Here is a 15,530-nt window from a genome sequence, read left to right as displayed (position 1 = left end):
CTTTGACCATGCCCAGCGTTGGAGTGTTATGGATATATCGAGTGCTTAAGCGTGTCTTTAACTGTTGGTAATAAACGTCTGCTAACCGGCACTTTTTGATGATTGCTTAATGTTAGTTCATTGTTGTTTTCTTCTTGCAATTGATTGGATGACAGCGACACAACTTCATCAAGGTTTACTAAATATGAACGGTGAACACGTAGAAAGGTTTTAGGAAGTGTTTCTTCGAGTTGCTTAAGTGAACCACTGTATAATTTTTCTGATTTATCTATTAAATGTAATTCCACATAGTCTCTTGCTGCTTTACAGTAGGCAATGCTTGAAGTGCTCAAATAGTCTGTTTTTCCTGCGACGGAAATCTCTAGCTTACTTGGTGTTTTACCCTGAATATTTTGTTCTAGTTTATATTCAAGCTTTGCGAGCTTTGTTTGCTCTTTATACAACTGCAGTTGTTTGTTTTTAACTTCGCTTGCTTGTTGAATAAACAAATAGCAAACCAGTATACCAATGATCGCAAAGTGTGCTATCTCATGAAAACTGCTGACATCAATCACAATGGTTATGGCAACGAATAATTGAACAACCAACCAGCGTAGAATATTGGGGTCTTTGTTCTTTATCCAGTAATAAAAAAGCTGTAATAAGCTAAATAGTAAAGGGTTGAAAATACCCATAGTCGTTTTGTTGTCAAAGCCAGGTGCAAAAATTAAAGTTATTGAGGTAACGATAATCCCTGAATAAATCCAATGAACCGCATGCTTGCCAGCTAGTTTGTTAGAGCTATACACCAAAATGAGTATGCCAAACATAAATGATAAAGTGGTAATTGCGATTAGCCTTATATCATGCCATTGATAGGTGTAATCTATGAGTTTTCGAGATAGTTCTGCACCTAATTGTAATGTAGCCAAAAAACATAGAGCAGCAAAAATGCGATAAGTACCTACCGCTTGGTTGCCTAAACTTAAGGCTAAAAAATATAAAACGCCAACTAAAAACGCACCAATTAAAATAAGCCCAAACTCACTATAGTGCTGTATAAAACGTTTGGGCGAACCATATTGTCCTAAAGCAAAGATATGCATTGGATTATCAAGCGTAATAAGACTGTGATGGCCCGATAAATGAATGACTAGCTCATTTTTTGAGGGTCTAAGCAAATGGTAAGGTATGAAGAAAACACTGTCCATTTTTCCAGCTTTTTCTTGCAAGGTAGGGGCATCGGAGACTTGAGTATGAGAATTCGCAACACCGGGAAAACCATTTAAACCAAGGAAATGTTTGTTTAAATAAACTGCACTAGCTGCTTTACCTGAGATATAAAACCCATTAAGAGCTTTGAGTTCTTTCCCCCTGTTTGGTAAATCAAACTCGATTTTAATCCAAATATTTTTTAGCTGAGGATTTATTTCTCGTAAGGCTTGTTGTTTGCAATAAGGTGAGTCAAATGTGGGAGGGGAGTTATATACCGTTTTAAATTGGCAAACGGTAGCGAAATGATCAAAGGGTAAAAATATCAACGTGTTTTGTGCTTTGCAAAAGGAAGAAAAACCACAAAACACCATAAAAAGCGCCCAATACATCGGTGTGAATTTAATCATTTGATGGGTTTCCTAAATACCGTTTAGCGAAATACTACTACCGTTTAATGTGTAAGTCAGTGCTTTTAAACCTTTTAAAGAATATTGCTAGTGCTGAAAAAGAACTTAATGCTCAATTGCATAGTACGTTAATTGAGGAGTTACAGATGAAAATAAAAACAATAACACTGGTTGGATGTTTAAGTACATTTACTATGCAAACAAATGTATTTGCTGAGTCGCCATTACTTAAAAATGAGCAGAAAATTGAGTTTGTCACTAATAGTGGTGAAAAAACAGATGCTATTGAAGGTCACCTTATGGTGCCTGAAAACCGCAATAGCCCAAATAGCCGCATGATTAGAATAAACTATGTACGATTTACTGCTACAGGTAAAAGTAAAAGATCACCTATCGTTTATTTGTCTGGTGGTCCGGGAGGATCAGGTATTGCAACGGCTAAGTGGCGTCGTTTTCCTTTGTTTATGGCATTGAGAGAATATGGTGATGTAATCGCGTTTGAACAAAGAGGCACAGGGAGATCTGAGCAACCACAAAGATGTTCATCCAGTGTGAAAATTCCACTTGACGAACGGTTAAACAAGCGTGATTTTAAATCTAAATACATTTCAGCTGCCAATGAGTGCTTGAGGCTATGGGAGTCACAAGGTATTGATACCAGTGCTTATAATACTATTCAAAATGCGTATGATATTGATAGCTTACGAGTGCATTTACAAGCCGATAAGGTGTCGCTATGGGGGATCTCTTATGGTAGCCACCTTGCTCTAGCAGCAGTAAAACTGTTTGAAAACAAGTTAGACAAGGTGATCATTGCAAGTGCTGAGGGTTTGAATCAAACCGTTAAGTTACCTGCAATGACTGATCAGTACTTTAAAAATGTACAAGAAGTTATCGATCAACAAGCACTTAAAAGCACTGTACCAGACCTAACAGCATTAATGAAGCGGGTACATAGTAAGTTGGAAAAATCACCCATCATGCTAACAATACCGAGTAGAGATGGCTCTAAAACGAACATACTTTTTCAAAAACATCATATGAGAATGCTTGCAAGTATGATGATAGCCGATCCCAATCAGTATTTATCGATGTTAGTTCATATGTATCTTGAGATAGAAAAAGATAACACTGACTTATTAATGGGTATTTTACAGCGTGGTATATTTAAAGATGAAACGTTAAGTTTTAAATTAATGCCATTAGTAATGGATGTTGCTTCAGGTATCACCAGTAGTAAACTTAATCTTTTTAATCAACAAGTTAAAGATTCGTTGCTTGGAGATATGTTGAATTACCCAATGCCAATGCTCAATGAGTTTTCATCAGGCTTAGACCTTGGGGATGAATTTAGACAAGCACCGAAAAGTAGCGTACCTACATTACTTTTGACCGGAACGCTCGATGGCAGAACATATCCTCAAGAACAACTAGAGGCAGTCCGTGGGCTATCGAACTTAATCCAAGTAAAAGTAAAGTATGCGGGGCATAACTTATTTACGTCATCTGAAGAGGTGCTTGCTAGAATGAAAGCTTTTTTAGCAAATGAGAAGGTAGATCAGAGCACAATTGAGCTACCGCTTCCTGATTTAAGTTTAAAACAATAATTGTTAATTCTAACAGTGATAAAGGAGAGTATTTTTTAAAGAGGTACTCTTGTGACTATTGATTTCAGTGCTGAGCTTTCTGGTGAGGTGGTTTTCTTATATTTAATGCATCTTTTGAAGGCGAAACAAAAAAGTGTTGCTACGTTTGCATGCATTAATTTTTTAATATGTACCTTTTTTAAATTACCATACAGTTAACATGAAGAAAACTCCATTGCTTCGTTCATAAGTTAATTTTATGTTGTATTTTTAATCAATAAAGGAACATACAACATGTATAAACTAGTTTTATTTTTTTGTGCTTTGATAAGTACAGCGTCGTTTGCAAGCAGTGTCCCTGCAACTGATCATGCCATTGTGTACGAAGGGCGGGTTGTTAAACAATACGAGCAAGGGCAAGTGAGTATTAACTGGCCAGGAAGCAGTTTTAAAACAAAATTAATAGGTAAAAGCTTACACGTAACGCTCGTTGGTTTTGGTAATCAATTTGACGTATTAGTTGATGGTAAACTCCACAAAAAAATAGTTACAGATTATAGTGGACAGCCTAAAATGTTTGAGTTATTCAATCAGTCAAAAGAGGTAAGCGTTGAAATTGAAGTCGTAAAACGCTCAGAAGATACGAATAACTTTAGTGAAATACATCGCTTTGATGTTGACGGCAGCATAGAGGGCATTTGGCAGTCGCAAAAGCATATTTTGTTTATTGGTGACTCGATCAGTGCAGGTTTTGGTAGTGAGTCAAATAAACGAGAATGTACTTGGCAAGAGGTGTTACAAACCAGCAATGCGCGCTTGGCGTTTCCGTATGTCAGCTCACAGATGTTAGATGCAACGCATACTCAAGTATCAGTCTCTGGACTTGGCCTTATTCGCAACTGGAGTGGCAATCAAGCACACCATGATCTCACCTATTATTTTGATAAAGCGGGTGCATTATTTCAAGACAGTCGTACATTTGAAGACCGCTTCCCTAATTTAATTGTAATAGAAGTTGGCACCAATGATTTTAGTACTGACCCGCAAGCACATGAGCCATGGCAAGATATCCAACAAGTAAAAACCGCGTGGGTAAAACGGATGGTTGAGTTTGTATCCAAGGTACGTGCACGCTACCCGGCACAACCCATTGTTTTTATGCCGCGCCCTGCCTACCCATATGATTTGATAATACCCGCAACAAACGAAGCAATTGAGCTACTGTCTGCTCAAGGCCAAAATGAGCTCTACAGTCACATTTTTAATTCGGCGTTAAGTGGTTGTACTTGGCACCCAACCGAGCAAGAACATCAAGATATTGCTGCGCAGTTAGTGAACTTTATTAAAACCAACAAAGTATTTTGATAAGCAGGTAATATGTAAAAGCTGCTTTAATGTGGCAGAGATACCATTGAAGTTTCTGCCACATTAAGGCTATCAACTAGTTTAATAAATTCCAGCGTAGCGGTTTGCATTACAGCCCAACTAAATTTTAAAAAATGAAATATCTTGCTTTAACTTGCTCGAAAGATCGGCCAATGTGTTGGTCGATGAATCGTTTTGATGCATTGAGTCGATGAAATCTTCAGACATTGCTGCAATTTGTTCCATTGTTGTGTTGATATCACTGATCACCGAGACTTGACCAGCGGAGGCTTTTGCAACCTCTTTCACTCTATTTAATGAATCACTTGCTTGTTTTTCGATACTTAAGAGCAGCTCTGTTGCTTTTTCTGTTTTTTCCTTGCCACTTTCAACTTGTGGCTGAACGGTTTCCATTGCATTTACAGAGGCAATAGTTTGCGCTTGCACATCATTTATCATTGATTCAATTTGTGATGTAGCCTCACCGGTGCGCTGTGCTAATTGGCGAACTTCATCTGCTACTACTGCAAAGCCTCTGCCAGTTTCACCTGCTCTTGCTGCTTCAATGGCTGCGTTCAAAGCAAGTAAATTGGTTTGCTCAGAAATACCACTGATCACATTAATAATGCCACCAATTTGTTTGGTGTTATCTTCAAGCTTTCTTATTTGCTCGACCGTGGTATTCACGGTTTGCGATATTTTTTCCATTTCGGTGGCGGTTGCATCTACTACTGTGCGACCTTGTTCTGCATATTTTGCAGTGAGTCCAGAGTTCTCTTCAGTATGGTGTGCAATTTGCGATACTTGGTCGATACTTTCTCGCATTTCATTGAGCTTAAAGGCTGTTTGAGAGGTTAATTGCGCCTGACTTTGTGCCGCATTAAGTACTGATTTAGACCCTTTAGATACGTGTTCAACCTGAGTTGCAACGCTATTGGAAGCGGTGATTATGTTGCTAACAATATTGGTGATTTTTATATTCATGTTAGCAATTGCACCAATAATGCTATTTGGGTAGCGAGAGCTAATTGGCTGTGTTAAGTTGCCACTAGCTGTAGTATTTATCGCGGTTTGTGCTTCAAATGGTTCACCACCGAGTGCTGCGCGCAAGCTTCTTTCAATTAATACACCTACAAATATAGAAGCAGCCAATGCAATAGCACTTAAAATTAACATCCAGTTTTGAAAACCGCCAGCAACGGCTCGTGCTTCTGGGGTGGCTGTTTGGTTTTGATTCTCTTGAAAGTCGATAAATTCATTAATAATGTTTAGCCAGTCAATAAATGCGGGCCTAGCGTCATTTAATACGCGTTGCGACACGTCCTCACCGGCACGCTTTTCAGTAATAATTTGCTTAACTAGTGGAAGTGTTCTGCTTTGTATTTTATCTATTTTTGATAGGATGTTACGTTCTTGGCTTGTGAAGTGAGTGCCATTACTTAGCATCTGATCCATTTTGTTTTCTGACTGGCGGTAAAACGCTTCTAACTCTTTTATTTCCTCAACAAATTCATTAATTTGCGAAGTATTACTGGCAATAGCAATATCTCGAATGGCAATCGCTCTATCGTGTACACTGCCACGATAGTTAATGGCATAGCGCTGTTTTACCGAGTTAACATCTGTAATTTCACTTAATGTTCGGTCAATAAAATTAACTTTTTGGATCCCTTGAATCGTTAGCAATACAAGCAAGGCCAGTATAAAACCAAACCCTAAAGTTAAACGACTTTTAACGGTCATTTGCGATAAAAAATCCAACATTGTATTAACTCCCTAATGAGCACAGTGTATAAAAGTGTAGTGCTAAATCCAGCGAACACAATTAGATATAACTAATTATAACAATCGCTTTGCTAAAAAATAAGTAGAAATAGAGTGAACGGTCACTCTACTATTTTGTCACATTAATGTGTTTGAATTGGCAAAGCGACGTTTATTATTATGCTGCTGCCAGGTTATTGTGCGATATTTTTTTGTGCCGCTTTTGGCACAACTTTATAAATACCACTGCCATCTATACCTAAATAGAGATCGCCATTTGGATGGGTTGTAATGCTACGCACTCTGCCTGCGCCCTCGAACAATTTACTGTGACCAACCACTTTGTTACCGTCAAGCTTTACTAATACCAGATGGGCAAATTTCATCGATCCCACAACTAAATGACCCTGCCACTGTGGGTACGTGTCACTGGTAACAAATGCCATGCCAGAAGGCGCAATAGAAGGGGTCCATATCCAGTCTGGTTGTTGCATGCCTTTTCGTTTGGTTTCATCAGTGATTTTAGAACCATTGTAATTGATACCGTACGTGATGATTGGCCAGCCATAATTTGCGCCTGCTTTGATGATGTTAATTTCATCTCCGCCGCGAGGTCCATGTTCATGAGTCCAAATATCCCCCGTTTTTGGATGCATTGCCATTCCCTGAGGATTTCGGTGCCCGTATGAATAAATGCTTTTTCGAGCATTTTGTTGGTTAGCAAATGGGTTGCTATTAGGAATGCTACCATCTGGCTTGATGCGATGAATTTTGCCAGCATCATTATCTAAACGTTGTGGGTACTCATCTCGATTACCGCGATCTCCGATTGAAAAATACAGATAACCTTGTTTATCAAACTCAATACGTGAGCCATAGTGATGAGACTTTTGGGTATTTGGAAAGCCATCAAATAACACTTGTTTATCTATTAATTTCATATTTTTAAGTCGAGCGCGCATTATTGATGTATTATTACCACTTTCATCGCCTTCATAGCCAGAATAAGAAAAGTAAATCCAGCCATTACTTGCAAAATTTGGGTCGAGCTCCACATCTAACAAACCGCCTTGACGTTTTGCGTGTAATTTTGGCAACCCTTCGATGTGCTGCTCAAGTAACTTACCATTTTTAATTAATCGCAACTTGCCCGCTCTGTCGGTAACCAGCAATTCATTATCGTTTAGCCAGACCATGCCCCAAGGAATTTGTATGCCTTTAGTTAACAATTCAAGGCTGTATTTATCGGCACTCTGGGCAAGTGGGATTGTTTGCTCTAAAGCTGCATTAGCGAAAGAAGAGATACAAAATAAGGCTAACGCTATCTTGTTATTTAGTTTTTTCATCGTGTGCGCTCAATGTAAATAAATAGATAAGTATTGATAGCCTAACGTGTTCTATATAAAAATGTCACGGTTTGCGTTGAGTGAATATGTAAAAAGTACACTTTTTTAACAACTGAAATTGTTTTTACTTTTAAGCGGCTGTTGAATACAAGAGTAGGAGTGAAGTGCTTGGTGAACCAAAGCTCAAAATGAAATTATTTATATTTTGCCTTTCATGCGGTAATTTATTCCGTGTCTTGGCAATACCATATTACTTTTTTCATAAAGCCTGAACAAATAAATTAGGTGATTTATTACTTAATAAAAATAAATTCTCAGTTTATATTTTTCAATAATAAATATGGGCTGTATGATAAAACGTTATGCATATTAGGGCTTGGCAAGCCTTGGTATGGTTTGTTTATATTGATAAATACAATAATTTGGCGTGGTAAGAGAGTTTTAAAATTGGGCTAACCAATCACGTATACAGTATTGATTAGCGCATTTATTAACTGAATGCGCGAATATTTATAATTGCGCGAAGGTAAGCGTTAAAGAGTTTTTACCCACATAACCCCAACCTCTTTTTTTACTACTTTTACGCGAGTGCCTTTACTGAGTGGTTGATCGCTTTTGAGTTGCCATTGAATACCAGAGTAGGCATGAAACACCTGATTGTTGTCGTTTAAATCGTCACTCAAGATAAAATCAATATCAGCAAAATCGTTACTTATCTCTTCATCGTTACTTGATTGCTGCAAGCGCTTTAGTGGTTTCCATAAGACTAGTGCTAAAACAAAAGTGAGTATGGCGTTTACCCAAAGCGCTGTCATCCAGTCATTGGCTAATAAACCGGCGTACATCATGGTGCCGCTAAGTACTAATGATAGGCCTAAAAATAGTAAAAAAAATGTCGCAAACCCAAGCACTGCAACTTCAATGATTAAAGCAAAAATACCAACAATAATAAGGGTTTGTGGTAAGTTATTTAAAATCAAATCCATATGCTTATCCTTTTTGTTGCTTATTAATGGCGCTAATAATAGACATGCCTTGCGCGACTAAAGCGCTGGTATCAGTGCCTGAGTCGGGCAGTAAAACCACCGATGACTCTTTGGCAATCGCTTCTTTGGCGGCAATGGCTTTAGTTGCCAAATCAAGTTGAATGGCTTTTTGGCCTTGTTCAGTATCTGCAGCTTCACCTACTTTGCGCAGCGCTGCAGCTTGTGCGTCTGCAACGGCAATAATGGCTTGAGCTTCACCCTCGGCACTGAGAATTTGTTCAGCCTTTTCACCTTCCGCAGCAAGTACTTGTGCTTGCTTTTTACCTTCGGCCACATTAATTGCCGATTGTCTGTCACCTTCAGACTCTAAAATTTGTGCACGCTTTACACGCTCTGCTTTCATCTGAGCTTCCATGGCTTCCATAACGGAATTAGGTGGCACAATATCTTTTATCTCGTAGCGTAACACCTGTATACCCCAAGGCTCTGAGGCACTATTAATTGCAGTGACGATATTGGTATTAAGTAAATCGCGCTCTTCAAATGTTTTGTCTAGTTCCATTTTACCCAGTTCACTACGCATGGTGGTTTGCGCTAATTGCGTTACTGCAAAAATATAATCATCTACGCCATATGTCGCTTTATACGGGTCTAATACACGGAAATACAGCACACCATCAACTATTAAAGAAATATTATCTTTAGTAATCGCTGACTGAGAAGGTACATCAACCGCTTGTTCTTTTAGGCTTCTATCGGCGGCAATTCTATCAACAAACGGAACAATGAAGTTTAGTCCAGCCTCTTTTGTTGATTGGTATTTGCCAAATCGTTCAATCAACCACGCACGATTTTGGGGAACAAATTTAATACTACTTTTAAGTACAACAAGTACAAAAATGAGCAATAACACTTCGATGTTAAATAGTATGTCTAATATCTGGCTTACGGGGTCCATGGTGTTCCTCTGTGTATTATTATCCTAACAAAGAGATTAGCATTGTACCGAGTTAGCAGCTAGAGGAATGTGATTAAATCTATCCTTCCTTAGAAAAGTTTTTACCTGTAATTTTTACCAGTAAAGGCTGGCGCTAGATACTGTAATATTTTGCAATTATATAATCTCAGTGAGGAATGGTTTATTCGCTTATTTTTATTGTTTGGAATTGTTTTTGTTTAATGCTTTGATAAAAAATCACTTTTTTTAAAATAAAAAATGAGGTTTACATATTGTCACACTTTAATCTTGTTTCTATTTTTGATTACCAGATAATCGAGTAACTAATCCTAGTTAAAATATTCAGAGATAATAAATGAAAAAGAAAACTCTAGCTTTGGCTATCTGCATTGGTTTAACAACGCTTGCAGGATGCAGTCAAAAAACAAACAACAATACACAAAGTAATGAGGCCGTAAATGCAATTGTTGGTAACATGCAGTCAGGCATTGAGAAGCAGCACTTTGATTTAAGCGTAAATCCGCAAGATGACTTTTTTCGTCATGTTAATGGAAATTGGCTGAAAAAGACTGAAATCCCAAGTGATAAATCTGCTTGGGGTAGCTTTTATAAGCTACGTGATGACTCAGATAAAGCGGTCAATGCATTAATTAGCGAAGCAAAAAACACCAAGGCTAAACCTGGCTCAAGTCAGCAGAAAATTGGTGATCTATATGCAAGCTTTATGAGTAAAAACAAACTCAACGAACTAGGCTATACACCAATTAAGCCGCTACTTAAAAAAGTAGATAGCATTTCAGATTATAATGAGTTGAGCGCAACGATGGGAAGGTTGTCGCGTTATCAAATAGAAGTGCCAGTTGGTTTGGCGGTCATTCCTGATGGTAAAGATGCCACTACCAATGCCCTATATATGTGGCAAGGCGGTATTGGTATGCCTGACAGAGATTACTATTTAAATGATGATGAAAAGTCTATCAACCTGCGCCAAGCATACTTAGCGATGATAACCAAGCAACTACAATTAGTGAGTGAGCCCCAAGCACAAGAGAAAGCTAAAGCAATTTTAGCTTTGGAAACTAAGCTTGCAAAAGTCATGTGGAGTCGAACAAAAACACGCGAAATTAGCCTTATTTATAACCCTCAATCAGTACAAGAGTGGGACGAGAATTTAGGCCAACTTAACTGGCAACATTTTGCTCAATCTTTGCAACTTCCCGAACTTGATAAAGTAATAGTAGGTCAACCAAGCTATTTTGATGAAGTCGGAAAATTGTTTTCTCAGGTGTCGTTGTCTGATTGGAAGGCGTATCTTAAGTTCCACACCGTTAGACGTTTTGCTGGTGTGCTGAGTGACCCGTTTGTTGAAGCAAACTTTAATTTTTATAGTAAGGAGCTAAGGGGAGTTACTGAGCAAGAGTCTCGTTGGCAAAGAGGAGTGAGGCTAACCAATTCAATACTGGGCGAAGAGGTCGGTAAGCTGTATGTTGCAAAGCACTTTTCTCCTGAAGCTAAAGCACGTATGGAGCAATTGGTACAAAACCTGATTGCAGCCTATCGCGTGAGCATTGAAGGTTTGGATTGGATGTCGGCTGAAACGAAACAAGCAGCATTGGAGAAGTTGTCTAAATTCCGCTACAAAATAGGCTACCCAAATAAATGGGAAGAATACAACTTTGACATCAAATCAAATGACTTGGTGGGTAATATCATGCGGGCATCAGAGTATGAAAGTAAGCGCGAGATTGCAAAAATAGGTAAACTTGTTGATAAAGAAGAGTGGGGTATGACGCCACAAACTGTCAATGCATATTACCACCCACTAAAAAATGAAATTGTATTCCCTGCAGCTATTTTACAACCGCCATTTTTTAATATGGCAGCGGATGATGCCGTAAACTATGGCGGTATTGGCGCAGTTATTGGTCATGAACTTGGTCATGGTTTTGATGACCAAGGTGCTATGTTTGATGGTGATGGTAATATTCGTAACTGGTGGCAAGAAGAAGACTTAGCCAAGTTTAAAGTTCGAGGAGATGCGCTTGTGGCCCAGTATGATAATTATCAACCGTTGGTTGACGCTAATGTAAATGGTCGTTTAACTTTAGGCGAAAATATTGGTGATCTAGGTGGTTTAACTGTTGCTTATAAAGCGTATCAACTATCTCTTGAGAATAAGACTCGTGAGACCTTAGATGGTTATACCCCTGAACAGCGTTTCTTTATTGGTTTTGCGCAGATTTGGCGCGCTAAAGTGCGAGATGAGGCTTTGCGCGAACGTTTGGTAACAGATAATCACTCACCGGCTCAATACCGAGCTAATGGGTCTTTGACAAACTTTACCCCATTTTATGAAGCATTTTCGCTTAAGGATGGCGATAAGCTTTATAAGCCGGCTGATAAACGAGTTAAAATTTGGTAAGCATCCAGTGTTACTTTGAAATTGCTTAAGGGCACTTAAAAGCCAGTGAAAATGTTTCACTGGCTTTTGTATTGCTCAGCGTAAATAGTTGTGTGCTACCAGTTGTTCTTTATTGGCTATTACTTTTTATTGCGCGTATTTCTTTTTGGTTACTAGGAGACCAAGCTCTAAGCACTGCTGCTTTTTGTGTTAGCCACTCATAGTGAGTATGTTCATGAGGCTCAAGAGTGATCTTGATATCATTTGGCACACAAATACTAAAGACATGTTCGGTGTTCATATTGGCACCTTCTATATATCGATGACGCCAGCATGGACGTATTTCATATTGATTGATACTTTTATGGTCTTTAATTTTAATACCTAAAGCGTGTGCATCTATACCTGTTTCTTCTTTTAGTTCTCTATATGCGGTTTCTAGTAATGACTCATTTTGCTCTACACCACCGGTTACTGATTGCCAAAAGTTGGCATCGTCAGTACGTTTTATCAATAAAAACTGTTGAGCATAATTATAGATAATTACTAACACGGAAATAGGTTTTCTTAATTGCATAACGGCAGATGTTAACTCTGAGTCAGTTTGTATTGCTTTGATGATATCACTAGTGAGGTGTAAAAAACATGGACCTAAAAAAGCAGGCCCAAAACTGGACCTGCTATAATAACAACACCTAAACAGTGTGCTTAAGGAAGATAAAACACCACCAACATCCTTATTGGTTATAGCTATATCAACTTTGCTAAGGAGATAATGCTTTAAATGCGTAACCAATGATATAGGTATGTGTATTTATTGTAAATACATTATTTCATATTTTTAACTTATACGCCTTGTTCTTATCACAATAGTTGCCTAATTTGTTGATCAACATTTTGAATTTGCTTTATTTTTTGCATATCCATTTTTTATCCACATTTGTAATTTAGTTTGGGTGTTAGCAATGAATTGTTTGTTAGCAGAATTATTGCAAATCCAATTGCTCATGGATGAGCGCTTTAAACGACTTTTACATCAGTTAAAAAGGTGTGTTAATCACACCTATCGTTATCTTTAAAATATCACCCTAACGGCTCCACAGTCCAAGTATCTCCGTTGTGGGTGGTGCTTAACCATTTACCCTGCAATAAACGGTCATCATGAGCGAGGAACTGTCCACTAAACCATTTATTTTCTAGTTTAATTTGCCCACCAAACTTGATGGACTCGTTTTCATTCGCACTCTCTACACGCCATTCTTGGCGGGTATTATTATCGCCTTGCAAATAATCATTGAAGTAATAGCAATCGTGAGAATCTCGCCATGCACCTAGCACAACATGAGCGCTTTGCATCGTTTCAGTAGAAATAATCTTGATAATATCATTTCTCTCAATTACGCCTTGATAGGGGCGACTGTCACTTTTTTGTGCATAAAACACGACCCGTTTATCTTGTTTATTCACCGTAGGAAAATAAGCACTTAACCCAACATCAAGGTTAAACTGATCTAACCCACTGGGCAGCGTGATATAACTAACTTTTAATGCCTCTTCACTGTGGCAAATATAATCGCCATTTTGATTTTTTTAAATAGAAATGGTCATAGTACTTAATTGGCTGTTTTACTAAGTTTGTGCGATTTAAAAAGCTGACAGATTGGGCGTCATTACGGGCGTTTGATGAGTCAAGTAGATGTTCAAAAGTAGGAGCGTTTTGTACTCGCTCACCAAATTCAGTAATTTTATCTTCTTGACCAAGCATGGTTAACACTGTCTTGATCACTGATGTATGATCAAAAGGGGTATGGGTGTTTGACCTAAATACCGTGCTACGAGAAATTTGTGGTGAAATCAACAAGGTTGGAACACGGCCACCAAAGCGGTTAAATTCAAAACCGTTCTGTAGTAGTGGCTTTGGTTTTCCATCAAATCCTATGGTTGGTTTAAAGTCGGGTTGGCCCTCACCCCAAGGTGGCGTAGCTGGGCCTGGTGCAACGTGGTCGTACGTCCCAACTGGTTCGTCAAAAGTGACAATCAATAATGTATTTTGCCAAGCTTGTTGATTGGAAATCAGGCTTTCATACACCGATTGCACGTAGTTTTCAGCAACATTTAAGTTGCTTGGAGCGTGATAGTCGTTACCCATGTCGGTAAACAATGCTTTGACACCTCTATCAACCGCCGTTTCAGAAATGCTCCAGTAAGGTTCAAGATAGCTAAACTTTGGCAAGTTCCCGTCACGAGCTAGAGTGTGAAAATCGGCTATTTTGGCAAAGTGATTATCAAGGTTTTCAATGCCTTCATGCAGTGCTGGAAATAGCCGATAGGTGTAGCAAGAGTTAAGCTTACCAGAGCTAAGTTCGCTCAAATAATCTTTAATGGGTACAATTTGAGGCAACAAGTCGCTAATGCTTTTTAAACGCGCTGTAAGTTTGCTGCCAAATGTTGCGTCAAATATCTCTGTTGCGAGTTCAACTTTGTGAATAACATCGTCTATTTTTTGTTGGATCTCGTCAAGAGAGTCGCTGGAGAGCAAGTCAAGAAGCTGAGAAATTTTCTCTGGGATCATGCTGGTTTCCCAAAACACTTTCCAACTTTCGTTGCTTTGCTCCAAAGCATTGAAAAGAGTTTTGTGTATAAAGCGATCATCTCCTATCCCCATACCTAAAATGTCTTCAACCATTTCAGCATCAGGGTTTGTTTCAAGGTAACCGTTATTAACGAGGCCCTCAGAGGTGCCTGTGAGCGAAAATGCGCGGTTGGTATTAGTTTGCGATGGCACTGATGAAAACCAGTGATCGCATACCGCGTAATGACGGGCTAATTCATTGAGTACAGGGAGTTGATGGGTACTGTAAGTTTGCATAATATGTGGGGCAAAAAATGAGATTTCTTGTTCGGCTTGTTGCGGTGTTAAACCACGATGCTGCGCATCTTTACTAAGTACACTGACGTAATCAGCAAGGTAACCATCCATTGTCGCTTGGCTATCTATCGTTGCTTGTGTACTGCTATTGAATAGTTGTGTATTTACTTGTTCAAAACTTTCACCTGGCGAAATACTTGGTATTGTTAGTCCAGCAACGCCATGGATTGGAGCTTGGCTTAAATTACCAGTACGATTAGTGAGTTGACTTAAGTCAATGTTCTGTAGCCCTTCATAATTACGCTCCCCCGGTTTTAGTGGAGGAATGTTAATATTGGGCACGTCATGTTCATATAACCAGCCTAGTAAATTATCCAATGAACGGTTTTCTAACATGAGTAGGACAATGTGTTCAATATTGTGTTGTTTAGCCATAATGTTCTCCTTGCTGAACCAAAGTAGGTAGATTGAACCTTACTAAATATGTTCGCAACGACTCATAAGGGCAAGTTATCAGCTGATATTTTAATAACGTGATGTACGATAGCAAACGAGAGCGTTTTACAAGACAGTATTGATTTGCTATCAGCATTATCTAATTTAAGGTTTACCGGATAGCATTTTTGCTTTGTTAATTGTGATAAAAGCGTGACT

General features: G+C 38.6%; 11 protein-coding genes. 3 read left to right on the top strand and 8 right to left on the bottom strand.

What is annotated here, in order from left to right; all coding sequences use genetic code 11:
* Window positions 1–26: 26 nt before the first annotated feature.
* Window positions 27–1,601, bottom strand: a complete 1,575-nt coding sequence (locus SANK73390_RS01655; protein ID WP_462762732.1) for a LytR/AlgR family response regulator transcription factor — start codon at window positions 1,599–1,601, stop codon at window positions 27–29.
* 146 nt (window positions 1,602–1,747) lie between these two features.
* On the opposite strand from SANK73390_RS01655, the gene SANK73390_RS01650 reads away from it, so the two are divergent.
* Window positions 1,748–3,208, top strand: coding sequence for an alpha/beta fold hydrolase (locus SANK73390_RS01650; RefSeq protein ID WP_462762730.1), 1,461 nt, complete (start codon window positions 1,748–1,750; stop codon window positions 3,206–3,208).
* Window positions 3,209–3,481: 273 nt separating this feature from the next.
* A complete protein-coding gene (locus tag SANK73390_RS01645; protein ID WP_462762728.1) occupies window positions 3,482–4,552 on the top strand; it encodes an SGNH/GDSL hydrolase family protein in 1,071 nt (356 codons plus the stop codon).
* Between the two features lie 120 nt (window positions 4,553–4,672).
* Here the strand turns inward: SANK73390_RS01645 and SANK73390_RS01640 are convergent, their stop codons facing one another.
* From SANK73390_RS01640 to SANK73390_RS01625, 4 genes are all read right to left on the bottom strand, one after another.
* Window positions 4,673–6,316 carry a methyl-accepting chemotaxis protein gene (locus tag SANK73390_RS01640; RefSeq protein ID WP_462762726.1) on the bottom strand — a complete coding sequence of 548 codons (1,644 nt, stop codon included), beginning with the start codon at window positions 6,314–6,316 and terminating at the stop codon, window positions 4,673–4,675.
* A 194-nt stretch (window positions 6,317–6,510) separates the two neighbouring features.
* Window positions 6,511–7,662: a PQQ-dependent sugar dehydrogenase gene (locus SANK73390_RS01635; protein WP_462762723.1), complete on the bottom strand. Its 1,152-nt coding sequence runs from the start codon at window positions 7,660–7,662 to the stop codon at window positions 6,511–6,513.
* Window positions 7,663–8,195: 533 nt separating this feature from the next.
* Window positions 8,196–8,648, bottom strand: a complete 453-nt coding sequence (locus SANK73390_RS01630) for an NfeD family protein (RefSeq protein WP_261625887.1) — start codon at window positions 8,646–8,648, stop codon at window positions 8,196–8,198.
* Between the two features lie 4 nt (window positions 8,649–8,652).
* The gene (locus SANK73390_RS01625; RefSeq protein WP_261591347.1) at window positions 8,653–9,606 is read right to left on the bottom strand and encodes an SPFH domain-containing protein; all 954 of its coding nucleotides are present in this window, start codon (window positions 9,604–9,606) and stop codon (window positions 8,653–8,655) included.
* Between the two features lie 355 nt (window positions 9,607–9,961).
* Between SANK73390_RS01625 and SANK73390_RS01620 the strand changes: the two genes are divergently transcribed.
* Complete coding sequence (locus tag SANK73390_RS01620; RefSeq protein WP_462762718.1) at window positions 9,962–12,028, top strand: M13 family metallopeptidase; 2,067 nt, start codon at window positions 9,962–9,964, stop codon at window positions 12,026–12,028.
* A gap of 109 nt (window positions 12,029–12,137) precedes the next feature.
* Here SANK73390_RS01620 and nudB read toward each other — a convergent pair whose 3' ends face one another.
* From nudB to SANK73390_RS01605, 3 genes are all read right to left on the bottom strand, one after another.
* Entirely contained in the window at window positions 12,138–12,584 is a 447-nt protein-coding gene (gene nudB, locus SANK73390_RS01615) for a dihydroneopterin triphosphate diphosphatase (protein ID WP_462762716.1), read from the bottom strand.
* Between the two features lie 506 nt (window positions 12,585–13,090).
* Complete coding sequence (locus SANK73390_RS01610; protein WP_462762713.1) at window positions 13,091–13,474, bottom strand: hypothetical protein; 384 nt, start codon at window positions 13,472–13,474, stop codon at window positions 13,091–13,093.
* An 88-nt stretch (window positions 13,475–13,562) separates the two neighbouring features.
* Window positions 13,563–15,311 carry an alkaline phosphatase family protein gene (locus SANK73390_RS01605; protein WP_462762710.1) on the bottom strand — a complete coding sequence of 583 codons (1,749 nt, stop codon included), beginning with the start codon at window positions 15,309–15,311 and terminating at the stop codon, window positions 13,563–13,565.
* Window positions 15,312–15,530: the final 219 nt, after the last annotated feature.

The sequence above is a fragment of the Pseudoalteromonas sp. SANK 73390 genome (assembly GCF_054966645.1).
The sequence above is the reverse complement of the archived record's forward strand: the minus strand, read 5'-3'. Positions and strand labels throughout refer to the sequence as shown.